Below are 25344 nucleotides of genomic sequence, written 5' to 3' on the forward strand. Positions count from 1 at the left end.
CGCCCACGCCCGCCGCCCCCGGTGCCGCCCCTGCCCCCGGACCCGGTGCCGCCCCTGCCCCCGCCCCCGGTGCCGCCCCTGCCCCCGGACCCGGGGCGGCGTCGGCCACACGGGTCCGTTCGGCCGTACGGGCGGCCCCCGGCGACGTGCCCCGCGTGACCCCGGGGCCGGGCGGGCCCGGGGCCAGGCGGGGCCATGCGGAGGGGTGGCGCTGGGCCGCGTACGGGGGAGTGGTGGCCGCGACCGCGCTGCTGCACGTGTTCGCGGTGCTCATGCTCGCCGCGCACGCGTTGACGCTGCTCGTCTCGCGCGCCCCGCGCCGCGTGTGGTGGGGATGGGGGAGCGCGGCGGCCGGGGCGGTGGGGGCGGTGGTGCCGCTGGCGTTGGTGGCCCGGCGGCAGAGCGCGCAGATCGCCTGGATACGGCATCCGACGCCGGGTCGGCTGTGGGCGGTGGTCGAGGAGTTCGCGGGCCCCAGCGTGCTCGTCCTCGCCGTCAACCTCCTGCTGCTCGCGATCGCCGTAGTCCGCCCCCACCGGCGAACTCTGACCGCGGTCGCCCTGCCCCTGATCTGCGTCCCGCCCGTCCTCCTCTTCGCCCTGGCCCTCCACCGCCCGTGCTTCCACGAGCGGTACCTCCTCTTCGCCCTGGCGGGCATCCCCCTACTGGCCGCAGCGGGGATCGACCGGCTGGCGGAGGCGGTGTCCGGCCGGGGCCGGGCCGTGGTCGCGGCGGCCGGGGTCCTCGCGATCGGCTGCGCGTTCGGCTGGCAGTTCCCGCTGCACCAGCGGGAGCGGGAGCCGTTGAGCCGTCAGGACGATCTGGCGGCGCTCTCCGCCGCGGTGGGGCGCCTCACCCGGCCGGGTGAGCCCGTGCTGTACGACCCGCCCAAGGAACGGCGGATCGCCATCGCCTATCCGCGCCCCCTCGCCGGGCTGCGCGACATCGCACTGGCCACCCCCGGCCCGGCCTCCGGCACGCTCTACGGGGTCGAGGTCGGGCCCGCCGAGCTGCTGCGACGGCTGGACGGGACGCGCTCGGCATGGCTGATCGCGGCCGATGAACCGGAGACGCGCGGCCCGAAGGCCCCCGTGCTGACGGGGCACTTCCGGCTGGCGTACTCGCTCTGCCTGCCCGGCATCCGCCTGGAGCGTTATGTGCGGGCGGGGCCCGCGCACTGAACGTTAAGCTCTGCGGATGACCTTGGAATGGGAACAGGTAATCGTTCATTCGGAAGACCCGGTGGCGCTGGGCCAGTGGTGGGCCGAGGCTCTCGGCTGGGTCGTCGTCCACTCCTCCGATGACGAGTTCGAGATCCGCCCGGCGCCGGATCGCGTGCCGGGGCTGGACTTCGTCCGGCTCAATGAGAGCAAGAAGGCCAAGAGCCGACTGCATCTCGACTTCAGGCCCGACGATCAGGACGCCGAGGTGGCCCGTCTGGTGGCGCATGGCGCACAGCGTGTTGACATCGGCCAGGGCGATCAATCGTGGGTTGTATTGGCGGATCCCGAAGGCAACGAATTCTGCATCCTGGCCCAGCGCCGCCAGTAAGCGCGCCCCGCGCGCCAACCACCCCGGGGCCCGGCGCGACCCCCGGCGATGAGGCGCCTGCCGGGGTGGGGCCGCTGGCGAAGCGACGCCCGCGGCGAGCCGTGCCCGGGGTCCGGGGCGGCCCCCGGCGGGGCTGATGACGAAGCGACGCCCGCGGCGAGCCGCGTCCGGGGTCCGGTACGGCCCCCCCCGGGGCCCGGGGCGGAGGCCCGGTGGGGGTGAGGGGGCGGAGCCCCCTCTTTCGGGAAGGGGCGGGGTGGGGAAGAACCACCCGCCCCCGCCACTCCCCTCACCCCCGCAACGACCCACTCCCCGTCGCCTGCGCCCCCGGCGCCCGCCGAGCCGGGACAACCGCGCGCCGCGCCAACGCGGCGGCGCCCGCCAACCGCAGCAAACCGGTGAGCGGGAGGCCCGTACGGGGCACCCGCGCCGCACCCCGCGCCGAGCGGTACGGCGCGTTCCAGCCGTACGGGAAGGACGCCTTGTCGGTCGTGATGATGTTCGTCGTCTCGTCGCACGCCAGAATCGCGATCAGCCACCGCCGCACCACCCGGTGGAAGGCCGGAGTCAGCGGCCGCGGCGCCAGCAGCCAGTCGCGGCACTGCCCGCTCACCGCGGACCGGTACGTGGTCTCGTCGTAGCGGTGCCAGGGCGCCTCCGGCGTGATCGGGTGGAGGCCGTAGTCCATCGCGGTCAACGGCGCCAGCGCGGTGCGCAGCGCCGTGTGGTCCGCGCCGGGGAGCAGTTCGCACACGATCCACGGCCGGTGCCGCCGGATCGTGTCGTACGACCCGCGCAACACCGCCGCCTCGAACGTCTCCACATCGATCTTGATCAGATGCGGGGCGAGACCGCGCTCCCCGGTGAACGCGTCGACCGTCGTGACCGGCACCGTGACCGACTCGGTGTGCCGGCGGTGGGCCGGGTTCAGCGAGTTGGAGGACTCCGACTTGAGGGAGAAGTACAGCTCGGCGGTGCCCGGTTCATCGGCCAGCGCGGTCTGCTGCACCTCGAAGCCGAGCCTGTTGCACTCCCGGATCCGGCGGCACAGCGCGGCCGTCTCCGGCGTCGGCTCGAACGCGATGGCCCGCGGTCCGCGCCCGCCGTCCCCGTACACCGCGCTGATCAGCGCCGAGTACAGCCCGATGTGCGCGCCGATGTCGTACACCGCGCTGCCCTCGGGCGCCTGCTGGGCCAGGGCCAGCAAGGTCGCCTGGGTGGTGGGCTCGTAGCCCGCGAGCCCGGCGCGCCGCAACTGCCGCTGTACGGCGGTCTGTTTGCGGCTGAGCACATTGAGCGCCCGCGGATACGGCCCGCCCGCCTCGAGGACGTCCGGGTTCAGGGGAAGGGTGATGGCGAGGGGCATGGCTGCCGCGTCTCCTGTCGGGTGACGGCCCGCTCCAGCGGGCTGGCGAGGGGGAAGTAGGCGTCGAGGAAGGGGCGGACCAGCGCCAGCTGGTCCTCGAGGTCGTGCTCGGAGGAGACCGTGTCGTTGAGGCAGAACGCCTGGCAGTGGCGGGCCCGCAGCAGTCTGGCCAGCCGCGCGCGGATGGTGGGCTGGGCCAGGTCGAAGTAGTCGTAGCGCAGCTGGCCGGGGACCGCGCGCCCGGTCAGGAACGCGTAGTAGTGGTGGAGCGAGGACGGTACGGAGATGTCCGACGTCGAGCGCACCCGGCTGGCCATGGTCGCGCGGACCGCGTCCGGAAACTCCTTCTCGATCTCGGCGAGCACGCTGGTGCGCAGGGCGTGCGGGGTGTGCTTCATCTTCTGGGTGACGGCCGGGCCGAACCGCTCCTCCAGCAGCGCCCGGTTGTTCTTGCCCGCCGCCGATACGGGCACGTCGCCCGGGCCCACGGGGGTCAGCGGGATCAGCGCGCGGGACGGGAAGAACTTGGAGACGCCGTTGGCCAGGAAGAAGTCCTGCGGGGTGACCGGCGAGCCGAGGAAGACATCGTCGTTGAAGTAGAGGAAGTGCTCGGCGAGTCCGTCGATGTGGTGCAGCCGGGTCTCGATGGCATGGGAGTTGAAGGTGGGCAGCACATCCGGGTCGTCGAAGATGTCGTGGTGGTCCACGACGGTGATCCCCGGGTGCGAGGCGGCCAGCCAGTCGGGCACCTGACGGTCGGTCACCAGATAGATATGGCGCACCCAGGGGGCGTACAGGTACAGCGAGCGCAGCGAATAGCGCAGCTCGTCGCGGTTGGCGTAGCGGGCGGCGTTGGCGGACTGGGCGTGATAGCCCGTGCCCGCGAGGGCCGCCCGCCGCCGCTGCCACTGCGGATCGGAGCCGTCCACCCAGGTGTAGACGACGTCGATGGGGAAGCGGACCTCGTCCGGCAGCCGGGTCAGGAACTCCGGGCGGGTGCGCACCAGCGGCCCCGGCTGCCAGCCGATGGGCGGGGCGAGCCGGGTGAACAGCTGGTCGGGGGCGCGCACCGGCTCGCCCACGAGCGGTACGGACGCGGTGGTGCGGTTGAAGCGCGGGGCGATCAGCACCCGCTCCTCGCCCTGCCCGCCCGGCTCCCAGAACTCGATGTCGCAGCCGTGCGCCGGGCCGAGGACCAGCCGTCCGCCCGGCCCGGCGTGGAAGCGGGTGAAGCGGACCACGGGGGCGGCGGCCAGCCGCCGCCAGGCCCGTCGCGTACCGCCGAGCCGGGGCGGGGGCGCCGGGTGGCCGCGCCGTGGTGGCAGTGAGACATACCCGGCCTCCTCGGCGCACAGCGCGGCCAGCGCCTTGACCACCTCCGCCCGCTGATCGGCCCGGACGCCCACGGCCGAGCCGACGTTGCTGTAGCAGCGGACCACGAAGTGGTCGATCCGGGCCCGGTCCAGGGCCTCGCACACCAGCCGCAGATTCTCGGCCCGCGCGAACAGCGGGGTGGGGGAGGGGACCAGGGTCGCCACGAGGGCGCCGCCCCGTCGGTCGGCGAGCACCATCCGGCCGGATGCCCCGGCCAGCAGCCCGGCCCGCCGCATCCGCCGCCGCGCCCGGCGCAGCCGCAGCGAACCGGAGGCGGCCGACAGCCCGCCCAGGCCCCGCATGGCCGCCCGGCGCAGCCCGGGGCCGGTCACGGTGACGACCGCGCGGCGCAAGGGCAGCGGGACCGTACGCCGGTATCCGCGCACCAGCGGCGGCGGGTCGGCGAGCCAGGGGCGGGGGGCGGCGGGCGGTGCGGTGAGGGGCATCGTGCGTCCTGGGTGGGGGCGTCGGGACGGGGCGGGGCGCGTCGGGACGGAGTAGGGGCGCGTCGGGACGGGGGGCGGGGTGCGTCGGGACGGAGTAGGGGCGGGGGCTAGTGGGGGCGGCTCCGGTGGGGGAGTGCGGGAGCGGGCGAGGCGGCCGGCAGAGGGCATACGACGTGATCGGCCGGAGCGGTACGCACGGCGGCGGGGGCGGGACGGCGCTCGGAGAGCGGGACGACGGGCGGCAGCAGTTCGGGGTGCTCACCGAGGAACACCCGGCGCACCACGCGCTCGGCCGCCCGCCCGTCGTCGTACGGGCAGAAGCGGGCCCGGAACGCGGCGCGCAGCGCGGCCGAGCGCGGACCGCACCAGGCGCCCGTGGCGAAGAGGGTGATCAGCTCGTCCTCGGTGCGGGAGACCGGACCGGGCGGGGCCGCGGTGATGTCGAAGTAGGTGCCGCGGGCGGCGCGATAGGCGTCCCAGTCGTCGGCGTGGATGACGATGGGCCGGTCGAGGTTGGCGTAGTCGAACATGATGGACGAGTAGTCCGTCAGCAGCGCGTCCGCCGCCAGGCACAGCTCCTCCACCCGGCCGTGCCCCGAGACATCGAGCACCCGGCCGCGGGAACTCCCCGTGGCCCCGTCCAGGGCGTGGCAGGAGTTCGGAGCGTGGAAGTAGTGCGGAGCGTGGAAGTAGTGCGGCCTGACCAGCAGCGTGAACCCGGGCCCCAGCGCGCGGGCCACCCGCTCCAGGTCCAGCCGCGGCACCGGGCGGCGCTGGTAGTCGCGGTGGGTCGGCGCGTACAGCACGGCGACGCTGCCCGCGGGGATGCCGAGCCGGGCGCGCAGCCGGGCCACGTCGTCCTCGGTGGCGTGCTGGAAGACGTCGTCGCGCGGGGAGCCGTAGGGGAGCGTGGTGTAGCCGGAGGGGTAGACCCGCTCCCAGACCAGGGTGGAGTGACGGTTGGCGGAGAGGCTGTAGTCCCAGCGGTCCACCCGCTCCAGCAACTTGCCGAAGTCCATGCCGCGGGCGGCGGCGGGGCGGTCGCGCAGATCCAGGCCCATGTGCTTGAGCGGGGTGCCGTGGTGGGTCTGGAGGTGGATCTGCCCGGGCCGCTTCCGCATCCCCGGCGTGAAGTTGACGTTGTTGACGAGGAAGCGGGCGCGGGCCAGCGCCGTCCAGTACGCGGCCGAACCGGGGTGCAGCCGGCGCACCCCGGGCGGCAGGGAGTGGGCGTACTCGGGAGTGGTGATCCAGGCGGTACGCACCCCCGGCACCAGCTCGCGCACCTTCGCCTCGATGGCCGCCGGGTGGCAGGCGTAGCCCTTGTGCCAGTACGCGGCGAAGACGGCGAGCCGGGGATCGACGGGCAGGCACAACCGCACCCGGTAATGCGCCCGAAGCGCGGCGGCGCGCGCCTGCCCGTACGCCGCGCGGGCGCATCCGTGGACCCTCCGCCACACCCGATCGCCACCCCGCAACAGCTCAAACGCCCACCGGGCACCCAACCGCAGCAGCAGACACCGCCACCAGGCGCGCCCGGACGGGGCGGCCGCGCCGTACGGCCGGTAGCGGCGGTGGTGCGCGCCCGCCCGGCGGAAGAACTCGGCCCTGGCCCGCACCGGCAGCCGGTCCGGCGCGGCGGCGATCGCGCCGAGGTGGTCGACCATCCGCCGGAACAGCGCCGGGCGCCAGTGGGCCAGTTCGGGCCGGGCGTCGAGAAACCGGAACACCCGGTCGTACTGCTCGAACACATCGAGGTGACGCCGACTGGTCGTACGCAGGATCCCGCCGCGCCGCCGCTGCCGGTAGTGGACGCAGACCCGGTCCAGGACGGCGATCGACTCCGCGCTGAACAGCACGGGAAAGGTCCAGGGGGTGTCCTCGTAGAACCCCGGCGGAAAGGCGAAGCCCTCCGCGCGGACGAAGTCCCGGCGGTACGCCTTGTTCCAGGCGACCATCAGCAGCCGCAGCAGCTCCGGCCGCTGCTCGAGCCGGAACACCTGCCGGACGCATCCGGGATCCCCCTCCCGGAGCAACTCGGCCCGGACGTTCCGTACGACGTCACCCGCCCAGTCGACCCGGGCGTAGTCGAAGACCAGCACCTGCGGCTCGCCGGTCCGCGCCAGCCGGTCGGCGATGGCGCGCAGCGAGCCGGGGGCGAGGGTGTCATCCCCGTCGAGAAAGAGCAGATAGTCCCCGGTGGCCCGGCGGATCCCGGCGTTCCGCGCCCGCCCGAGACCCGCGTTCTCCACCAGATGCACGGCCCGCACCCGCGGGTCCCGCTCGGCGGCCTCATCGATGATCGCGCCACACGCGTCCGGCGAGTGGTCATCGACCGCGATCAGCTCCAGGTCCGTGAAGTCCTGCTCCAACACGGACCGCAGACAGTCACTCAGGTACGGCTGGACCTCGTACGCGGGCACGATGACGCTGAACCGGGGCATGGCGGATCCCATCGGTCGAAGCGGCACGGATGGTTCCTCACACCATCATCTGAACGCCCACCGAATGGGATGACGCCATGGCGAGGCGCCCCCGAAAAGCCCCCCGTTCGGCCCAACACCGGACCGCTCATGGCGCTGCGCTACATCGAGCGGCGCCGCGACCAGGCCCGCGCCTCGGAGCAGGAATCCCGTTGGGGTTCCAGGACGGTGGTGGGCGCGGTGCTCGGCGCCACCCTCATCCTCTTCGGCCGCAACCCGACACCGCCCTCCTCGACCCGACGCGGCTGTCGATCGTGTCGCTGCTGGTGAGTGTGGAGTGGGCCGAGTTCGGGTGGGTCCGCGAGTCGGCAGGATTGTCACCCTCCGCGCTCTCCAAGCAGGTCAGCACGCTCGAGACCCGGGGCTACGTCGAGGTGAAAAAGGGCTACGTGGGCAAACGCCCCGAACATGGCTCGCGCTCACCACGGCCGGACGGGACGCCCTCGAAAGACACGTGGCGGCGCTGCGCCGCGTCGTCGAGGAGTCCCAGCGGGCCGCGGAGCGACCGCACGAATGACGCTGTTCGCCTGGGCCATCGCGGAGCCGACATGCGCTTTCACGCCGTGCTGGTGTCCACTCGGTAAATGATCTTTCCATCGAATTCGTCAAAGCCGAGGGACTTGTAGAAGGCGCGTGCTCCCGGGTTGTCCTGGTCGGTCATCCACTCGATGCGACTGCACCCGGGCCGCGCGGTGGCCAGGGCGCGCAGCTCGTTCATGAGCTGGGCGCCGACGCCTTGCCTGCGCAGGGTGTCGCGGACATAGAGCTCTTTGAGGAAGAGCGAGTGGGAGGAGCCCGCGGCCGGCCAGAGGAACGAGTAGGCGGCCAGCCCGGCGAGGCCACCCGTCTCGTCTTCGACAAGGAGGGCGGAGGCCATGGGCGGTGCGCCGAAGAGTGCTTCCTCCACCTGAGCCTGGCGCTCCGCGAGCGGCTGGATTTCGGTTGAGCCGTAGAAGCGCTCGATTTCCTCGATCAGCTCGGCCACCGCAAGGACGTCCCGCTTGTCGGCGGGGCGGATCGTCACGCTCATCGGCGTCTCCTGTCTGCTTCGCTCGCTTGCTTTCGATACGGGCTTCCGCCGTGGCAGTACGGCTGGTCAAGGGGGTGGAGCGGTTGATGTCGACGCGTTCCAGCCGTGCTGCCGCAGGGAGTCCTGGATGTGCCGGATGAGGTGCTCCAGGTCCGCGCAGTAGACGGAGGGGTTCCGGTAGCCACGTCCGGCGCTGAAGCGATGTGGGAGGTAACCGCCGCCGCACACCTCCACCAGCGGGCAGCTCTGGCACTTCTCGGCCAGCGCTGCCCTGCTGTCGTGTCGGTGCATGAGCTTGGGATGGCGCATGGCCTCGTCGAAAGGTGTGTTGAAGAGGTCGAGCCCCAGCCACGAGGCGCCCTCTTCGACTGAGCGCAGGGTGTCGACGCCTTCGATCGTGCCGTTGGATTCAATGACGACGCTGGTGGGCGGGGCCAGCCCGAGGGTCTCGACCGAGCCGCGTACTCCGGAGCTGAGCGCCACGATGTCCTCCAGCATCCGGACCGTGTGCTGGTACTCGGGCCGGGCGAGCCAGGTGTCGTAGACGCGGCTCATCCACAGGCCGTACTCGGGGACGCTCGGGTCGTCGCGGTGCGGGGGATCGTCGTGCGTCCCGTGAGGCAGGTTGAAGTCGATCACTGGAGGCTCGAACGACGCCAGGTAGTCGTGGACCTCGACCGGGTCATTGGCCAGGTCTACGACCGCGAGGAGCCCGGCGAACAGATGGGGCCGGGAGCGCAACAGCTCGATACCGCGCAGGGCGGAGGCGGTGCTCGACCGCCCAGTGTGAGTCAATCGGTGCCGGTCGTTCGCGGCCGGTGGCCCGTCGAGGCTGACGCCCACGGTGACGCCGTATCGTTCGAAGAGGTTCAGCCACGCCTCGGTCAGCAGCGTCCCGTTGGTCTGGAGCTCGAAACGAACATTTGTGGCCGGTGGAATGGCCTCCAGCACGGTGCTCAGCAGGTTGGCCATGTGCTGCGGACCGGCCAGCAGCGGCTCACCGCCGTGCAGGACGACATGGATGTCCCGCAAGCCGTTCGCCGTGGCGTGCTCGCCGATCCGCCGAGCCGCGGCGCGTGCCACCTCCAGGCTCATCCGCGCGGGCAGGTGCCGGGACGACTGATCCTTGGAGTTGAAGACGTAGCAGTAATCACAGTCGATGTTGCAGCGGTTGGCGACCTTGAGGATGAATGTGCGCAGTGGGGCGATGTCTTCGTGCCGCGTCATCAAGCGGGCGTGCTCACCGCGGCCAGGGCCAGATCAGCGATGCCGCGTGAGCGCCGTCGCCGGTTCGGTTCGTCGCGGCCTGCTCGGCCTCCAGCCGTTGCCGTACGCGGCCGGCCACACGATCCAGGACCGCGTTGCTCTGGGCTTCCGGGCTGAACGATGCGGTGCCGTGCGGCGTGGGAACGGGCGTGGGCGATGGCATTCAACGCTCCTCGTGGTGGGGCGTGCCGGGTGTCAGAACGGTGCGATGCCGGGTGAAGCGGCAGATCAGCTCAACGTAGCAGTCTCACCACCCACGGTGGCATACGGAAACTGGCCACATGGCCGAGTCACCTCGTCCAGGATGCCAGCAGACGCTCGATCTCATCGGCTTCGGCCCTCACACCCAACCGCCGGTACACGGCGACGGCTTCTCGCAGCGACGACTCGGCCTCGGTGGGCCGGTCGATCGCCCAGGCGCAGCGACCGATGCCTTCCAGCGCTCGCGCTTCCTCCAGGGGGCAGCAGATGTCCCGGGCCAGACTCAGAGCCTGATCGAAGCGTTCGCGTCCGGCCACTGGATCACTGTGAGCCAGCATGAGGACTCCCCAATGGTTGTGGATCTCGGCCTCACCACACCGGTCGCCCAGGCCACGCACGATCTCCAGACCGCGCTGGAACACCTCGGCCGCGCCGTCTCGCTCACCGACCAGCCCGCGGACCGCGCCCAGCTCGCTGAGCGCGGCGGCTTCGCCCCCGCGGCTGCCCAGCTCGCGGTACATGCTCAGGGCTTCCTCCACCAGCCGGGCCGCCTCCGCGACGTTCCCGGATACGCGTTCCACCACCCCGAGATGGCGGATGCTGTTGGCCCGGCCGAAGCGGTCGCCCAACTCGGTGTAGTGCTCCAGCGCCCGGGTGTGGTCCTCCTGCGCTCCTCCGAGATCCCCGGTGAGCCGCCGGACCAGGCCCAGCTCGTTGAGGGCGTATGCCTGGTGGACTCGGTCGTCGAGTGCCCGGTAGATGTCGAACGCCTCACGATGTCGCCGGGCGGACAGTTCGTACTCGCCCATGAGGCAGTGCACGACGCCCAGATCGCGTAGCGAATTCGCCTCACCGTATTGATCCCGCAACTCACGGTAGATCGACAAGGCTTCTGTCTGTGCTTCCACGGAGGCGTCGAACTGACTTGTCTGCCGACGCACCATACCGAGGTCGGCGAGCGCGTTGGCCTGTCCGAACCGGTCCCCCACTTCGCGGTAGAGAGCGAGGGCCTCGGCCTGGGCTCGGGCAGCAGCTTCGGTGTCCGCCGTCAGGTACCAGACGATGCCCGCCTGGTTCAGGGCGGCAGCCTTGCCCTGCTGATCGCCAACCGCCTCATACTCCGTCACCGCCTCGTTCAGGGCCTGGGTCGCCTCGGGGTAAGCGGCCATGAACCGCCGTACGACACCCAGCTCGGCGAGTGCCCCGGCCAGCGCCTGCCGGTCTCCGACCCGCCGTGCAGCATCGGCGGCGGTTCGATGGAGGCCGACAGCCTGGTCCCAGGGACCGGCCTGTCGCAGGAAGGGTGCCATGGCCGCAGCCAGGCGGATCACGAGCTCATGCAGGTCGAGGTTGTTCGCTCGCCGAATGGACGCCAAAACGTTGGGCCGCTCGTTCTCAAGCCACTCCAACGCGGCGGCTCGCGAGTCCGTCGGCGGAGTCTCTACGCTTGACGCGCCGTCTGGCGGAGGGGGCGCGGCTGCTCCGGCGCGGACGATGTGCCGGTTCGCGTCAGCGAGCGCGGCCAGGTAGTAGGTGCAAGCGCGCGTGATGGTCTGGACGTCATCCATACCGTCTCTTTCCCCATCGGCGAGGCCATGGGCATAGTCACGTAAGAGGTCATGCAGCCGGTATCGGTCACCTGGCTGCTCCTCGATCAGGTGATCGTCGTAGAGCGCATCGAGATGACGGCGTGCCTCTGCTACCGAGACGGAGCCAAGAGCGGCCCCGACATACGCATCGAGGTCCGTGCCGGGGCAGCGGCCAAGAGCTTGGAAGAAGCGCTGTCGCTCCTGCGGGAGGTCCCGGTAGGACAGGTCGAAGGTCGCGGTGACCGCACGCTCCCCGGCTCGCAGTTCACCCAGCCGGTCCCGCGCCGCCACCAATCGCCTCCGCAGGTCCTCGGCGCTCCAAGCCGGATGGTGCCGCAACCGTGCGGCCAGCAGCGACACACCGAGCGGCAGGTAGCCGCACATCCGCACCAGGGCCCCGACCACGGACCGGTCGAGGGAGTCTGCGGGTCGCCCGCTGAGTTGTATGAACAGATCGACTGCGTGGTCCGGTGGCAGCGCCTCGACCGGTAGTACGACTTCCTCGTTCGCAGCCAGCCGCTTCCGACTGGTCACCAGCACCAGACAGCCACCCCCGCCGGGAAGCAGGGGCTCCAACTGCCGGTAGGTTGCCGCGTTGTCGAGGATGAGCAGCGCCTTCTTGCCGGCCAGCCGACCGCGCCACATGGCGGCGCGAGCCTCGGTCACGGCACCGATATCGTCGCCTACCGGAATCTGTTGTGTCGGCACCCCGGCCGCCGCCAGTAGTGAGGCCAGCGCCTCGGTCGCCTGTACCGGGTTCCGCCCGGAGGTGTGCCCGTTCAGGTTCAGGAAGAGCTGCCCGTCCGGAAACCGCTCCGAGAGCACATGCCCGGCATGCACGGCGAAGGTGGTCTTCCCGACCCCCGGCATGCCGTCGACCACATGAACGGGCAGCGCCTCACCCCTCTCCTGCCACATCTGAACCGACCGCACCAGAGCTTCCAGCTCGGCGGTCCGGTTGGTGAAGGCCGCAGTGTCGCGCGGCAGTGACCGCAGCACCAAGGCGGCGCCTGGAGGCCCCGGCCCGTCCTCCGGCCGTGGCGACGGCGCGGCGATTGGTACGGGTGAGCGGGGCTCCGACAGCGCGGCCAGCAACGCGGTCCCCACGACCATCACCACGCCCAGCAGGATGAACGAGAACCAGGCATGCTCCTGGAGCCACCCCAGCCAGCCGGGCCAGCGCGATTGGTCCGACACCGCGTTCGTCACAAGCCCGATGAGCATCGTCGTCACCGCAACCCCACCGGCAACGGCGGCAATCGCGATACCGCGTCGCAGCCTCATACCGCGTGCTCCATCACAGAGGCGCCGGGCCATGTCGCACCCGCTCCAGCGCGGTCGCTCCGCGAAAGCCCACCTAGAACCGACCTGGCCACGAACGCAACCCCCGATTTCGACACTTCAACCTCCCAAGCCGACCAGCCCTGATGGACCTTGGTCAAGGTCGTCTCTGCGCCATCAGCCACCTGTTTCGGACTCCCGGTACCGACTGACGTGGCCTGCTCAGCAGGGCGGGTGCGAGTTCGGCGACGTCCCGGTGGGACAGGATGAGCCGGGGGTCGGCGATGCGCAGTGAGGTGAGGATGGCGACGGCCCGCTCGTCGCTCTCAGCGAGTGAGGGCGCGGGGTGGCCGGTGTCGGCGGTGGCTTCCGGCTGGGGCGTCTGCGGTGCCGTGTGCCCGGTGGGTGCCTTTTGTGCCGCGCTCGGGCGGGGCTTGCGGGGACGCGGTGGGGTGGGCGAGCCATCACCCCTTGGGACGTCGTAGAAGTAGGTCCGGGTACGGATGACGCCCCCCGGGCCGCGTTCGCGTCGCCGCTCCAGGTATCCGGCTGACTCCAACTCCCGTAACGCCCGCGAGATCAGGATCTCGCCCTCGGTGAAGTGCTCGCACAGCGCGGCGATGCTCACGGGTGTGCCGTCGGGGAGTGACGAGATGTACGCCGCGACGCCGATGGTGACCGCGCTTCCACGTCGCTGTGCGAGGGCGTTGGCGATCACGGTGAAGTCGGCGGTGAGGCGGGTACGGACGTGGATCACGCCGGAGGTCGGAGCTCCGGCGTCGGCGCGCGTGGGCGCGTTAGACTGCGAGCCAGCCATCGGGAAGGTCCTGCTTCCTGATCGGTCAGGCCCTCGTTCGGGATGCCAGTCCCGGCCGGGGGCCGTCGTCTGTTTGCGGTTGTGTTGCGGTGAACGTAACGACCGGCGTGCTTCGCCCGCAAGCTGGTCACTCGTACGGGTGAGCAGCCGGAAGGGTGGGTGGGCGGGAGTTCTCTGTCCCGGTTCTTTGGGGGAGTTCGTGGCCCGCCGGACCCCCGCGTACGAGGGTCCGGCGGGCCCGGAATGACGACGCGGACCGGCCCCTGGCCGGCTCGGGGACGGCGGTGAGGGGCTGTCCGGCTTGGTTACAGGCCGACCGGGTTGAGGTAGGTGCCGGGGTGGGTGGCGCCGTCCTGCTTGAGGATCTGGCCGCCGAACGGCCACTTCAGGGTGAAGTGCTCCGTCTCGTTCGGCGGGGTGACCAGGAACTTCGCCGGAACGAACTTCTCCTTCTGCGGCGTGGACCCGGCCACCGGGAGCAGGTTGATGCTGAAGTCAGTCGTGTCTCCCGGCTCCAGGACCATCTTTTCGGGCGTCTTGGAGGAGCGTGCCAGCGACCAGGTGCCGTCGGTCCCCTGAGCGCCGATCATGTCGACACCGGCGAAGCCGGACAGGGTGCAGGTGCGCGTGCTCTTGTTGCTGAACCAGATGTGCGCCTGGGTTTCCTTCTCGGTCTGATCCATCTCCGGTCTCGCGTCCTCGCCCATGGCGAAGCCGGCCTTCAGGTCGGCGGTGTGGCAGCGGGTCGGCGCGGCCTTGGCGGTGGCGGCCGAGGCCGGGATGGCCGTGGCGGCGGTGCCGGCGACGACGAGGGCCGCAAGGGCCACGGTGGTCAGCTTGTTCTTCATGAAGTTTTTGGTTCCCCTCGCATACGAATCGGCGCCCGATGTCAGTTGGCGCCTGCGCACCGGAAGATGTGCGGTGCCCGGGGGAGGTTCCGAGTGTCGGAGAGCCGATTTCGGACAGTCAGGCGCCCAACTGCGACCGCATTGCGAGGACTTACATCAGAGGCTGCGGCCGGTCGTCAGTTCATCAACGAAGGCAGCCCAGGAGGCCGCCGGGAAGATCAGTACCGGACCGTTGGGATACTTGCTGTCACGGACGGGAACGACCCTGGCCATGTTGCCCACCTCGACGCAGTTGCCGCCTGCCTGGTTGCTGTGGCTGCTCGTGCGCCAGGCGGCGTTGTCCAGGTCGAGGCCCGCCACCTCGACGCAGTTGCCACCCTCCTGGTTGCTGTGACTACTCGTGCGCCAGGCGGCGCGGTTCAGGTGGAGGCCCGCCACCTCGACGCAGTCGCCGCCTGCCTGGTTGCTGTAGCTGCTTTTGTGCCAGTGCGCACTGTTCAGATCGAGGCCAGCCATGGCCATCAGTGGCTGTGGCCGGTCGTCAGCTCATCAATGAAGGCGTGCCAGGAGGCCGCCGGGAAGACCAGCGCGGGGCCATCGGGCCGCTTGCTGTCACGGACGGGGACGACGCCGGGTATGCCGTCGGCCACCTCCACGCAGTCGCCACCCTCCTGATTGCTGTAGCTGCTCTTGCGCCACGCGGCGTCGTTCAGATCGGGACGGGACACTCGCTCCACGGTGGTTGCCCTCCATCACGGATCGGATCATGTCGAGTGACATGAGTGGGGGCAGAGATGCTGCCCGCAGCCGATCGTAGGACAGCGCGAAGCGCTTGACGTCCTTTGGTTCTTCGATGAGTTGGCCGTAGTGGGCGCCTTCCGTGTAGGCCACCTCTGTCTCGTCAGGCGACGTCAGCACGGTCAGGGACCCGCCCATCACGTCGTGCTCCGCCTGGTCGAAAGGCAGTACCTGCACGGTGATGTGGGGTTCCATGGCGGCATCCAGGAGCCTGGCCAACTGTTCCCGCATGACGGCCCTGCCTCCGATCGGACGCAGCAACACCGCCTCGTCCAGGACGACCCACAGTTCGGGACGGTCGGGTGAAGTGAGCCGTTCCTGTCGCCTGAGCCTGGCGGTCACACGGTCTTCCAACTGCTCCTCGCTGGTGAGGGACAAACCGACGCGCAGAACGGCCCGTGCGTAGTCCTCCGTCTGTAACAGGCCAGGCACCACATGCGCCGCGTACTGCCTGATGGACACCGCCCGCTCCGAGTAGGCCATGAACGCCCGCGACCAGTCCGGGAACGCCTCCCGGTAGACGTATGGCCACATGTCCACGAGCAGGCTGTCCGCCTCGAGGACGGAGTCGAGCGTCCGCGCCAGCTCGAATGTCGGCTTCGCTCCCGAGGCGCGCTCGATCTGCGTGATCCGGGTGCTGACCACATGCGTGCGCTCGCCCAGCTCGGCCTGGGTCAGACCGGCGGCCGTGCGGAGTCTGCGGACCCGGGATCCGAAGAGTGCCGCCATCGATGAGCGGGGATCAACTTCTCTGGCCAAAACATCACTTCCGTTCCTTACGGCCTGAAAGGTAAGGCGTCACGGCCTTTTGAGCCTAGACCCGCGTCGCGATCCTTAAGCACGGAACGTCACGATGCGCACACGGTGCGAATCGTACGGAAGATCGATCGGACGGAAATGGACAACACCGTGCTGAAGACGACCACGGCGCCCGACCCAGAGCCCGAACTCCAGGAGCTCACCGAGCAGTTGCCCGCTACGCCGCGCGGAGCGCGGCTCGCTCGGCGGCTCGCGGTGCGGCGTATGGAGGAGTGGGGTTATCCGCCCGCGTCGGACGCGTCCTGCACGGTGGCCCTGCTGGTGGCGGAGCTGGCCTCGAACGCCGTACGGCACGGCCGGGTACCCGGGCGGGACTTCCGGCTCCGCCTCGCCTGCGCGACTGCGACGCGGACGATCCGTATCGAGGTCTCGGACGCCCGCGAGGACCGGTTCCCGGTCATTCCACCGACGCTGACGGCCGATGACGAGTCGGGGCGTGGCCTGCTCCTGGTGGATCTGCTGGCCACCCGCTGGGGTACGTCCCCTCGGATCCCGGTCGGTAAGACGGTGTGGGCGGAGTGCGGTGGGCCCATGGCTTGAAAGTGGTCAACTGGTTGGTCCATCAGTCCCTGAGCGCAGCGCGGACCAGCCAGGCCCGGTCGGGTTCGTCGTCGCCGCCGGGCCAGGATGCGACAAGACCGCGCACGAGGTCGCGGTGCTGGTCGATGAGGTGGGCGCAGGTGAGGCCGAGCGCGCCTTCAATCTGGACGGGCAGGACGCTGGAATGAGCGGCGCGCAAGAGCACGGCGGTGACCTGTGATCCGGGCACATCGAACAGGGCGATAACGGCGAGTGTGCGGGCCTCCATGTCCGCCGAGGAGTCGAAGATGAGCTCTTCCAGGGCGGAGACGACTCGGTCATCCGGCTCGTCCCACCGGTCGAGGCAGTCCTGCGCGGCGCGGAGCGCGCGCTCGCGGACCAGCGGTGCGGTGTCACGGCGCCTGAGCGCGGCAGCGAGCAGCGCGGCGTCCTCGGGTTCGGCAAGCAGCGCAAGAACATCGAGCGCGCTGGCGTGGCTGGCGCCGGCGCCGGTCTCCGGGCTGGCGTTCGCCGATGACGGGGACAGAGCCAGGAGGTGGCGGGCGAGCGCGAGGGCGTTGGGTTCGAACGCCTTTACGTCGAGGTCGAACCGGGCGAGACCGTCGCCGTCGCAGAAGTGGTCGAGCGCGATGCCCACCATCGGAACGAGCCCGCTGTACAGCATGGTCCGAAACCCCTGCCGGTGAGCTCGTTTGCTGGTGGGGGCGCGCATCTCGCCGTGGGCCCGGAGCAGCCCCGGGCTCTCGGGGGCGACCCCCCGCCAGTAGGTGCTGTGAGGGCCGGGGCCCAGGGCCTCATGGACTTCACTCGCCGCGAAGCCGCGCTCGTCGTCCGGCCAGGACGCGTCGAGGCGTTCCAGCAGGGTGCGGTGGGCGTAGAACCGCTCGCCGATCGACAGCGCCCACGCCGCCTCCTGTTGGAAGCGGTAGTCGTCCTCGCCCGTCGCGCGCACCAGCAACTCGGTCGCCGCGGCGCCGGTCGCGTCGCGCAGCGCGCTGAGTGCTTGGCGCCGGTCGGCGATGTCCAACGAGCGGTCGAACGCCATCTCGCCGATCAGACTGACCAGCCGGGGATCGGGAGTCTCCGAGTTCCCAAGGGCGGTTTGTGCTGCCCACAGCGCGTTGAACAGCAGTTCGCCGTCCGGGCGGCGCCGCAGCACAGCGAGGACGGCCTCGGCGTCCTCGGGGCCCGCGTCGTTCTTGAGGCCGAGCAGGGCGCTGGCATGGTCAGCGCCCTCGAAAGCGATGTCGTCGCCGGGCCGGGGCGGATGGCGGAGCATCTCCCGGGCGACCGCGAGAACCTCCTCCCGATAGGGCGCGAACGGGTTGGCCTCGCCGAACCTGCTGGTGGTGGCGGCGCGGTCGAAGAAGTCCAGGGCGGTACCCCGGGCGACCGTGTCCTCGCTGCGCAGCAACACCAGGAACGCCCGCTGGAACTCGTCGGGGGTCGTCGCCGCGTCGGTGGCGTCGAGCGCGGCTTGCAGCTCGGTGTCGTCGAAGTCGCAGTTCCAATACCAGGACTGGAACTCACGCAGGAAGGTCGTCATGAACACGCTGAGATCAAATCATCCGAGGAGAGGGGCGGCCCGGCGCCCCTTGAAGGGGTGCCGGGCCGCCCGCTGTTCGGGAGGGGGCGTTACTTCACCGCGCCCGCCATCACGCCCGCCACGAACTGGCGCTGGAAGGCGAAGAAGACCGCCAGCGGGATCAGCATCGAGACGAAGGCGCCGGGGCCGAGGATGTCGATGTTGTTGCCGAACTGGCGGACCTGCTGCTGGAGGGCGACCGTGATCGGGGGGTTGCCGCTGTCGGCGAAGATCAGGGCGACCAGCATGTCGTTCCAGACCCAGAGGAACTGGAAGATGCCCAGGGAGGCGATGGCCGGGCCGCCCAGGGGCATGACGACGCGCAGGAAGAGCCGCAGTTCGCCCGCGCCGTCCAGGCGGGCGGCCTCCAGGAGTTCCCGGGGGATCTCCGCGAAGAAGTTGCGCAGGAGGAAGATCGCGAAGGGGAGGCCGAAGGCGGTGTGGAAGAGGACCACACCGGTGGTGGTCTGGAAGATGCCGATCTCGCCGAACAGCTTGGCCACCGGGATCAGGGCGACCTGGATGGGGACCACCAGCAGGCCGACGACGATGAGGAACCATACGTCGCGGCCGGGGAAGTCCATCCAGGCGAAGGCGTAGCCGGCCAGGGCGCCGATCACCACGACCAGCAGGGTCGCCGGGACGGTGATGGCGAGCGTGGTCCAGAGGGAGTCGGTGATCTGCTGGTTGCCCAGCAGATTGTCGTAGCCGCTGAAGGTGAGCTGTCCGGGGTCGGTGAAGACCTTCCACCAACCGGAGAGGTCCACCTCCGACGGGTCCCGCAGGGAGGACAGCAGCAGCCCGGCGGTGGGCATCAGCCACAGCAGGCCGACGAGGATGAGGACGACCCGCAGGGCCCCGCCGCCGACGCTGGCGGCGATCCGCGCGACCGGGGACTGCTTCGCCTGTACGACCGTGTCCGCGCTGGTCATCGGCGGCTCTCCCTTCGGATCCGGCGGATGTTGATGAACATGACGGGCAGCACGAGCAACAGCAGCAGCACGGCGATCGCACTGCCGAGGCCCTGGTTGACGTCGGTGCCGAAGGACGACTGGAAGAGCTGGAGGGCGAGGACGTTGGCGTCGTCCTGGGAGGGGCCGGGCGCGATGATGTAGACGAGATCGAAGATCTTCATCACGTTGATCATCAGCGTGACGACGACGACCGAGAGCACCGGCGCCAGCATCGGCACCGTGATCCGCCGGAAGACCTGCCACTCATTGGCGCCGTCCATCCGCGCGGCCTCCATCAGCTCGCGCGGCACCCCCGCGAGCCCCGCCGCGATCAGCACCATCGCGAAACCGGCCCAGATCCAGACGTAGGCGCCGATGACGGCCGGGGTGACGAGGGACGGGCCGAGCCAGTCCACGCCGTTGTACGGCTCGGAGAAGTTCCAGGCGGGCAGCCGCAGCTGGGCGCCCTCGGCCTTGGCGGGGAGGGTGTACGTACCGTCCGCCGCCGACTTCGTCCGGGCGACGACCTTGCCGTCCTTGACCGCCTCGATCTTGAGGTCGGCCATCGCCTTCTCGCCCTTGTCGATGGTGCCCTGCTCGCCACCGCCGCCCCGGGTGAAGTCGAACCAGACGGTGCCGGTGATCTTCCCCGGCTCGGCCTTGGCGGCCTTGGCGTCCTGCGCCCCGCTGATGTCCCCGCGCTTGGCCGCGACCAGCGGCAGCGAGGTGGGGGTGCCGGCGCGCACGGCGTCCTTGGTGGTGAACGAGCCGTTCGACGCCTCGGTCAGCCCGGCGGTGGGACGCGGATGGGCGCCGGGGAACGGCGGCGACTCGCTGAAGGAGTCATGCACGCTCACCCACATGGCGTTGGCCACGCCCTTGTCCGGGTCCTGCTCGTAGACCAGCCGGAAGATGATGCCCGCCGCCAGCATCGAGATCGCCATCGGCATGAAGACGACCAGTTTGAATGCGGTGGCCCAGCGCACCCGCTCGGTGAGCACGGCGAAGATCAGGCCCAGCGCGGTGGAGACGGTCGGGGCCAGGATCAGCCAGATGACGTTGTTCTTGATGGCCGTCTTGGTGGCGTCGTCGGAGAACATCTCCTGGTAGTTGTCCAGGCCGACGAAGCCATTGCCCGAGGCGTCGAAGAAGCTCCGGTAGACGGAGTAGACGATCGGATAGACGACGAGCGCCCCGAGCAGCACCAGGGCGGGCAGCAGGAACACCGCCGCCAGCCAGGGCCGGGTGCCCATGAGGCTCTTCCGCTTCTTGGCGCTTGGCCGTTTGGCCGGTGGGGCGGACGATGCCCGGCCAGGTGTGGCCGCGCCGTCCGCTGTCGCGGTCGACATGATGTGGATCTCCCGGTCGAGTCGTCAGTTCTTGTACGCCTTGGCGGCATCCCGCTCCAGCTGGCGCTGGATGCCTTCGACATTCCTCGGGTTCTTGAGAAAGTCCTGGAGCGCTTTCCACTCGCCCTGCGCCGGCTTGCCGCCGAAGGAGGCGGGAGCCTGGTCGGACATGTCGAACCGGAAGTCATTGCCCGCCGCGATCAGCGCCTGTGCGATCTTGCGCATGGAGGCATTGGGATAGGCGCTGAACTTGACGTTCTTGTTCGCCGAGATGAACCCGCCGGACTGGGCCCAGATGGTCCCGGCGTCCGGTGAGGCGAGGAAGGTGAGCAGCGCCTGCGCCGCCTTGCTGTTCTTCAGCGCCACGCCGACGTCGCCGCCGGTCACCACCGGCGCGTTCGCGCCCACCGCCGGGAACGGGAACACCTTCGCGTCCTGGTCCAGCTCCGCGCCCGCGTCGGCGACGTTGGCGGCGACGAAGTCGGCCTCGAAGACCATGCCCGCGTCCGGCTCGGCCTTGTTGCCGAACGCCTTGGTGACGGAGTCCGGGAACGCGGTCTGGAGCGCGCCGCTCCGGCCGCCCGCGACCAGGCCCTTGGTGCCCCAGAGCTCGGCGAGCGTCTCGAGCGCCTTCTTCACCGAGGGATCGGTCCACTTGATCTTGTGCTGGGCGAGCTGGTCGTACTTCTCCGGGCCCGCCTGGGAGAGATAGACGTTCTCGAACCAGTCGGTGAGCGTCCAGCCGTCCTGGCCGCCGATCGCGACCGCGTCGGTGCCGGAGTCGGAGATCAGCTGGGCCTGCTTCAGGAAGTCCTGCCAGGTCTTGGGCACCTTGGCGCCCGCGTAGTCGAACGCGGAGGTGTTGTACCAGAGCAGCGATTTGTTGCTGGTCTTGAAGTACACCCCGTAGGGCTTGCCCTGGTACGAGCCGAGGTCCTGCCAGCCCTTGGCGAAGTTCTTGGCCAATTCGGCCTTGGCGGCGGCGTCGAGCGGTTTGGCCCAGCCCTTCTGGGCGAATTCGCGCATGACGCCGACCTGTCCGACCATCGCGACATCCGGCGGAGCGCCACCCGCGATCTTCGAGCCGACGAAGCCCGCCATGTCGTCACCGCTCGGTACGAAGGAGACCTTGGCGCCGGTGCGCTTCTCGAACTCCTTGAGCACCTTGGTGAAGTTCTCCTGCTCGGTGCCCGTCCAGACCGCTGTGACCTGGAGTTTCTGCCCCTTCAGATTCGGCAGTTTCACGGTGTTGGGCGGCGGGCCGCCGCTGACCGTGTCTCCGTCGTCGCCGCCGCAGCCCGCGGCGGTGAGCATGAGTGCTCCCGCCGCCAGCAGGGCTACGGCGGCTCGTGTCGAACGCTTCGCAGGAAGCGATACGTGCATCCCCGTGTTCCCTCCGATGCCGGCCGCCCCCGCGCGGCCGTGTCCCGTGCTGAGTAGTCCTACGCCCGGTCACCGAACGTGGCAATACTGCGTCCGGCGTTCACTCACGGATCGTGACCGGGCCGTGATGAAGGGTCGGCCGTGAAACGGGGCAGGTGGGACAGACGGGAGGATGGCCGGAATGTGCCGGGAACTCGGCCAGGGGTGAGGGGAGCGCTCGGGAACGGGTGCGAAGCGGGTGCGAAACGGGCGGGAATCGGACAGATGTCGGGCAGGGCGCGGGCGGCCGCAGGTTGTCGCGGGCGGGGTCGATCAGATCAGCGCGGGTGCGGTGGGCGCGTCCGCCGACTGGGCGGCGCGTTGCAGCGCACTGGCGAGAAGTGCCAGGTCGGTGGGGCCGTTCCCGAGCTCGCGCAGCGGTCGGCGGGCGGGCGGATCACCCATCCGCCGCCACTCCAGCGGCACGACGGTGGGCCGCTGGGTCGCGGTGCGCGGTATCCGTCCGGTCACCCGGCCCGCCTGGAACGGCGTTCCGACGGCGTCATCCGGCCGGAACAGCCGCCCACGGCCCGGCGCCGGATCGCCGCCCGGGGCGGCTGCGGCGGCGGAGGTGGATGTGACCGAGCGTGTCGATGCCACGGGGGATGTATCGGGCCTTTCTGGCTCGCCGGGGTGGCCGGAGTGGGTGGCGTGTGCGGTGCGGGTCGGCTGTGCGGTGTGGGTCGGCTGTGCGGGGCCGGTCGGCTGAGCGGGGGTTGCCGTGGGCGCGGTGTTCAGCGGGCGCGCGTCCAGGGCGATCCGCAGCGCGGCCCGCTCTACGGCCGCCGTGTCCGCCGTACGGTCCGGACGGCCGGACGCCACGACCAGATGCACCCCGAGACGGGCGCCGTCACGGGCGATCGCCTCCAGCGCGCGGACGACCGAACCGGACGCCGGCCGGCCGGGGCTGCCGAGGGCCGGGGCCACCAGCGCGTCGAAGTCGTCGACGATCACGACGAGACGGGGGAGGAGGGAACGGGGACGGGCGGGCGCCGCGCTCGCGGTGCGCTGGGCGCGCAGATTGAGCGTGCGGAGGGTGTCGCTCGGCGGAGGGTCGATATCGCCGGGCGGGCGAGGCGAGACGACGCGGGGCGCACCGGCCGTGCGGGCGGCACGGGGACCGCCGGGGGCGGCACCGGGTGTACCGGCTGGGCCGGGCGTACCGGGCGAGCTGGCCCCGGGTGCGCTGGGTGCGCCGGACGTACCGGCTGCACCGGAGGTACCGGCTGCACCGGACGCGCCGGACATACCGGCTGCCTCGGGGGCACCGGCCGCGCGGGATACACCGGCCCCACCTCGCGCCCCGGGCGCACTGGCGCCGGGGGCACCGGCTGCGCCGGGCGTACCGGCTGCGCGGGGCGTACCGGCTGCACCGGGTGTACTGGGTGCACCGGGTGTACCGGGGGCACTGGCTGGACGAGGCACACCGGCCCCACCCCGCGCCCCGGCCCCACCCCGCGCCCCGGGCGCACTGGCGCCGGGGGCACCGGATGTACGGCGGGTACCGGGCCCACCCGCCGCACCCGGTGCGTCAGGGCCGGACGCGCCTGTGTTGGCGCCCATGGTGCCGTCCGAGCCTGTGGCGTGGTCGCCGTCGCCGCCGTTCTCGCCGTCGCCGGGGTGGTGGGGCCGGGCGTGCCAATCCGTGAAGTCCTGCTGGCCCAGCAGTTCGGCGCGGCGCTTGAGCTCCGAGCTCAGCGCCTGTGCGAACTCCCGCATCCGTACCGGGTCGGTGGCCGACAGATGCGTTGAGACATGTGGCAGATCCGTGCACACCCGGAGCCCCTCGCCCGCTCCCGCCCCGGTCCCCGACCCGGCGCCGTCGACCAGGATGAGCTCCAGCCGGTCCGGCCGTTCGGCGGCCGCGAGCGACGCGGCGAACGAGCGCAGCAACTCCGTCTTACCGGTGCCCGTCGCGCCGTCGATCAGTGCGTGCGGACCCTCCTCGGCGGCCAGATCGACCGCGAGCGGGCCGCGCGGACCGGCGCCGAGCACCGCCAGCGCCCGGCCGCCCGCCGGGACCTCGTCCGCCGCGGCCGCCCAACGGGCCAGCAGGGACGCGGGCGTGGCCCGCGCGAGCCCCAACTCGTCCAGCAGCCGCGCCGAGTCCGGCAGCGGAACGGTCGGCGGGCCGTCCGAGCCGCCGAACGCGCCGTCCTGCGCGGAGGCGGCCGGGCGCAGGGGCGCGAGCGCCCGCGCGAACCGCTCGGCCCACGCCGCCGACACCGCGTCCACGGTCACGGTCGTGGTGGCGCCGGTCGCGCCGGTGATCCCGTTGACCCCGCTGGCGCCGGGCGCGGTCCCGTCCCCGTGGACGATCTGGAGCCCCGTGGCCACGTCACCGCTCAGCACGGCCGCCACCCCGCACGCCGCGAAGGCGGCGGACGCCGAACGCGCGGCCTCATAGCTCATGGGCAGCGGGGAGGTGGGCGACGCGGCGGGCGCCTCGGCCAAAGAGATCAGATGGATTCCGGCCGCGGAACCGCTCACCGCCAGCCGGGCGAGGGTGGCCTGCAACGCGCTGTCGTGCAGCGCGCCCGGACCGGGGGCGCCGTCCACGACCACCACGGTGTACGGCCCGAAGTGGCGTGCGGCCACAGACTGTGCGGCGGCCGGGGAGGCGCTGGCCCAGCCGGGGCCCAGCGGCCCGTCCTCCAGCCGCCGGGTCAGCTCCTCCGTACGGGCCGCGGCCTGCTCCACGTCATACGCGAGCAGCAGCCGACAGTCCTGCCCGCGCGACGGCTGGACGTGCGGCAGCCAGCCGAGCCATGACCACTCCGCGAGCCGCTCCTCGCCGCTGATCAGGACGATCTCCAACGTGCCCGGTGAGTGCAGGGCCGCCAGCTGCGCGACGACGGACCGGGCGAGCCCCGCGACCCGCGTGCGCGGGCCCGCGAGCCCCAGCGAACCGCACTGGCGCAGATCGACGGTCACGGGCGCGGCGGGCAGCGGCCCGCCGTCGGCCGTCAGCTGGTCGGCCGAGCCCAGCCGCACGGTGAGCGCGTCCGGATGCCCGGGGGCGCGCTCCCACAGGCGCGAGCCCGGCCCCAGCGCCGTCATCAGCATGGTGGCCGGATCCGGCCACCGCCGCTGCAACGCCTCCGCCTCGGCTGCCGCCCGCGCCGCCGCGCCCCGGTCCTCCCGTACCCCGCCCCGCTCGGCCGCCTTCCCCCCGGCCAACTGCCGTACCCAGGCCCCTATCCCCCGCCGCCGAGCCTGCGCCCCCGGCGCGTCCAGCGCATACCCCGCGCCATGCGTACGCTCCCTGGCGCCCGGCTGCCCGGGGCCGCCGCGGCCCGTACCGGCGGCCTGCGGTCCCCCGCCGCGTGGGTCGAAGTCGGCGGGAGCCCCACCATGGCCCGCACGGCCGGGGTCGGCCGAGCCGGGCCCGCTACGCGGCCCGGCGCCCGGTTGGGCCCCGGGGTGGGGCGTCTGCTGTGCGGACCCGCCGTACCCGGCGTCCGCGGCCTGTGGCCGCCCACCGCGTCGGTCGCTGTTGGCGGGGGCCTTGCCATGGCCCGCACGGCCGGGGTCGGCCGAGCCGGGCCCGCTACGCGGCCCGGCGCCCGCTTGGCCGCCGCGGTACGGGGCGCGCGGCTCGGGAGCGGCGGACCGGCCGCCATACG

General features: G+C 71.4%; 20 protein-coding genes and 3 pseudogenes. 6 read left to right on the forward strand and 17 right to left on the reverse strand.

What is annotated here, in order from left to right:
• A pseudogene (locus ABD329_RS44130) lies at positions 1 to 1181 on the forward strand (hypothetical protein); the annotation flags it as partial.
• 16 nt (positions 1182 to 1197) lie between these two features.
• Entirely contained in the window at positions 1198 to 1551 is a 354-nt protein-coding gene (locus ABD329_RS44135; protein ID WP_198282381.1) for a VOC family protein, read from the forward strand.
• A 289-nt stretch (positions 1552 to 1840) separates the two neighbouring features.
• Here ABD329_RS44135 and ABD329_RS44140 read toward each other — a convergent pair whose 3' ends face one another.
• The 3 genes from ABD329_RS44140 to ABD329_RS44150 form a co-directional block, all read right to left on the reverse strand.
• Entirely contained in the window at positions 1841 to 2917 is a 1077-nt protein-coding gene (locus tag ABD329_RS44140) for an FkbM family methyltransferase (protein WP_246619173.1), read from the reverse strand.
• On the reverse strand, positions 2890 to 4737 hold the full coding sequence (locus ABD329_RS44145) for a stealth family protein (RefSeq protein ID WP_344317947.1): 1848 nt from the start codon (positions 4735 to 4737) through the stop codon (positions 2890 to 2892). The genes ABD329_RS44140 and ABD329_RS44145 overlap by 28 nt, the downstream gene beginning before the upstream one ends.
• 107 nt (positions 4738 to 4844) lie before the next feature.
• Complete coding sequence (locus tag ABD329_RS44150; protein ID WP_344317951.1) at positions 4845 to 7181, reverse strand: bifunctional glycosyltransferase/CDP-glycerol:glycerophosphate glycerophosphotransferase; 2337 nt, start codon at positions 7179 to 7181, stop codon at positions 4845 to 4847.
• A gap of 129 nt (positions 7182 to 7310) precedes the next feature.
• Between ABD329_RS44150 and ABD329_RS44155 the strand changes: the two genes are divergently transcribed.
• Both ABD329_RS44155 and ABD329_RS44160 read left to right on the forward strand, forming a co-directional pair.
• Positions 7311 to 7490: a hypothetical protein gene (locus ABD329_RS44155; protein ID WP_198280284.1), complete on the forward strand. Its 180-nt coding sequence runs from the start codon at positions 7311 to 7313 to the stop codon at positions 7488 to 7490.
• A gap of 2 nt (positions 7491 to 7492) precedes the next feature.
• A complete protein-coding gene (locus tag ABD329_RS44160; protein WP_425574458.1) occupies positions 7493 to 7804 on the forward strand; it encodes a transcriptional regulator in 312 nt (103 codons plus the stop codon).
• Here the strand turns inward: ABD329_RS44160 and haaN are convergent.
• From haaN to ABD329_RS44205, 9 genes and pseudogenes are all read right to left on the reverse strand, one after another.
• Positions 7777 to 8250, reverse strand: coding sequence for a cyclophane-containing RiPP N-acetyltransferase HaaN (gene haaN, locus ABD329_RS44165; RefSeq protein WP_198280279.1), 474 nt, complete (start codon positions 8248 to 8250; stop codon positions 7777 to 7779). The two genes, ABD329_RS44160 and haaN, sit on opposite strands and share 28 nt — an antisense overlap.
• Before the next feature lie 66 nt (positions 8251 to 8316).
• Positions 8317 to 9477: an FxsB family cyclophane-forming radical SAM/SPASM peptide maturase gene (locus ABD329_RS44170; RefSeq protein WP_198280280.1), complete on the reverse strand. Its 1161-nt coding sequence runs from the start codon at positions 9475 to 9477 to the stop codon at positions 8317 to 8319.
• Positions 9478 to 9490: 13 nt separating this feature from the next.
• Positions 9491 to 9679: a HaaA family cyclophane-containing RiPP peptide gene (gene haaA, locus ABD329_RS44175; protein WP_198280281.1), complete on the reverse strand. Its 189-nt coding sequence runs from the start codon at positions 9677 to 9679 to the stop codon at positions 9491 to 9493.
• A 127-nt stretch (positions 9680 to 9806) separates the two neighbouring features.
• A complete protein-coding gene (gene haaT, locus ABD329_RS44180; RefSeq protein ID WP_198280282.1) occupies positions 9807 to 12590 on the reverse strand; it encodes a cyclophane-containing RiPP biosynthesis TPR protein HaaT in 2784 nt (927 codons plus the stop codon).
• Positions 12591 to 12813: 223 nt separating this feature from the next.
• Positions 12814 to 13404: pseudogene (locus ABD329_RS44185) on the reverse strand (hypothetical protein); the annotation flags it as partial.
• 305 nt (positions 13405 to 13709) lie between these two features.
• A complete protein-coding gene (locus ABD329_RS44190; RefSeq protein WP_198279809.1) occupies positions 13710 to 14252 on the reverse strand; it encodes a DUF4232 domain-containing protein in 543 nt (180 codons plus the stop codon).
• Positions 14253 to 14408: 156 nt separating this feature from the next.
• Positions 14409 to 14768, reverse strand: a complete 360-nt coding sequence (locus ABD329_RS44195; RefSeq protein ID WP_198279808.1) for a DUF397 domain-containing protein — start codon at positions 14766 to 14768, stop codon at positions 14409 to 14411.
• 5 nt (positions 14769 to 14773) lie between these two features.
• Positions 14774 to 14908 carry a DUF397 domain-containing protein gene (locus ABD329_RS44200; RefSeq protein ID WP_344317949.1) on the reverse strand — a complete coding sequence of 45 codons (135 nt, stop codon included), beginning with the start codon at positions 14906 to 14908 and terminating at the stop codon, positions 14774 to 14776.
• Positions 14865 to 15779 (reverse strand): helix-turn-helix domain-containing protein, encoded by a 915-nt coding sequence (locus tag ABD329_RS44205; RefSeq protein WP_198279807.1) that lies wholly within the window; start codon positions 15777 to 15779, stop codon positions 14865 to 14867. The genes ABD329_RS44200 and ABD329_RS44205 overlap by 44 nt, the downstream gene beginning before the upstream one ends.
• Positions 15780 to 15947: 168 nt before the next feature.
• Here ABD329_RS44205 and ABD329_RS44210 point away from each other — a divergent pair, with 168 nt between their 5' ends.
• The gene (locus ABD329_RS44210; RefSeq protein ID WP_198279806.1) at positions 15948 to 16409 is read left to right on the forward strand and encodes an ATP-binding protein; all 462 of its coding nucleotides are present in this window, start codon (positions 15948 to 15950) and stop codon (positions 16407 to 16409) included.
• 22 nt (positions 16410 to 16431) lie between these two features.
• On the opposite strand, the gene ABD329_RS44215 is transcribed toward ABD329_RS44210, so the two are convergent.
• From ABD329_RS44215 to ABD329_RS44235, 5 genes are all read right to left on the reverse strand, one after another.
• Positions 16432 to 17961: a hypothetical protein gene (locus tag ABD329_RS44215; protein WP_198279805.1), complete on the reverse strand. Its 1530-nt coding sequence runs from the start codon at positions 17959 to 17961 to the stop codon at positions 16432 to 16434.
• A gap of 83 nt (positions 17962 to 18044) precedes the next feature.
• Complete coding sequence (locus ABD329_RS44220; RefSeq protein ID WP_164436757.1) at positions 18045 to 18926, reverse strand: carbohydrate ABC transporter permease; 882 nt, start codon at positions 18924 to 18926, stop codon at positions 18045 to 18047.
• On the reverse strand, positions 18923 to 20296 hold the full coding sequence (locus ABD329_RS44225; protein ID WP_198279804.1) for a carbohydrate ABC transporter permease: 1374 nt from the start codon (positions 20294 to 20296) through the stop codon (positions 18923 to 18925). The genes ABD329_RS44220 and ABD329_RS44225 overlap by 4 nt, the downstream gene beginning before the upstream one ends.
• A gap of 24 nt (positions 20297 to 20320) precedes the next feature.
• Complete coding sequence (locus ABD329_RS44230; RefSeq protein WP_198279803.1) at positions 20321 to 21679, reverse strand: ABC transporter substrate-binding protein; 1359 nt, start codon at positions 21677 to 21679, stop codon at positions 20321 to 20323.
• 312 nt (positions 21680 to 21991) lie between these two features.
• Entirely contained in the window at positions 21992 to 24898 is a 2907-nt protein-coding gene (locus ABD329_RS44235; RefSeq protein WP_425574457.1) for an FtsK/SpoIIIE domain-containing protein, read from the reverse strand.
• Between the two features lie 72 nt (positions 24899 to 24970).
• Between ABD329_RS44235 and ABD329_RS44240 the strand changes: the two are divergent.
• Positions 24971 to 25344, forward strand: a pseudogene (locus ABD329_RS44240) (hypothetical protein); the annotation flags it as partial.

Origin of the sequence: Streptomyces javensis (assembly GCF_039525925.1) — a bacterium.
GTDB lineage: Bacteria > Actinomycetota > Actinomycetes > Streptomycetales > Streptomycetaceae > Streptomyces > Streptomyces asiaticus.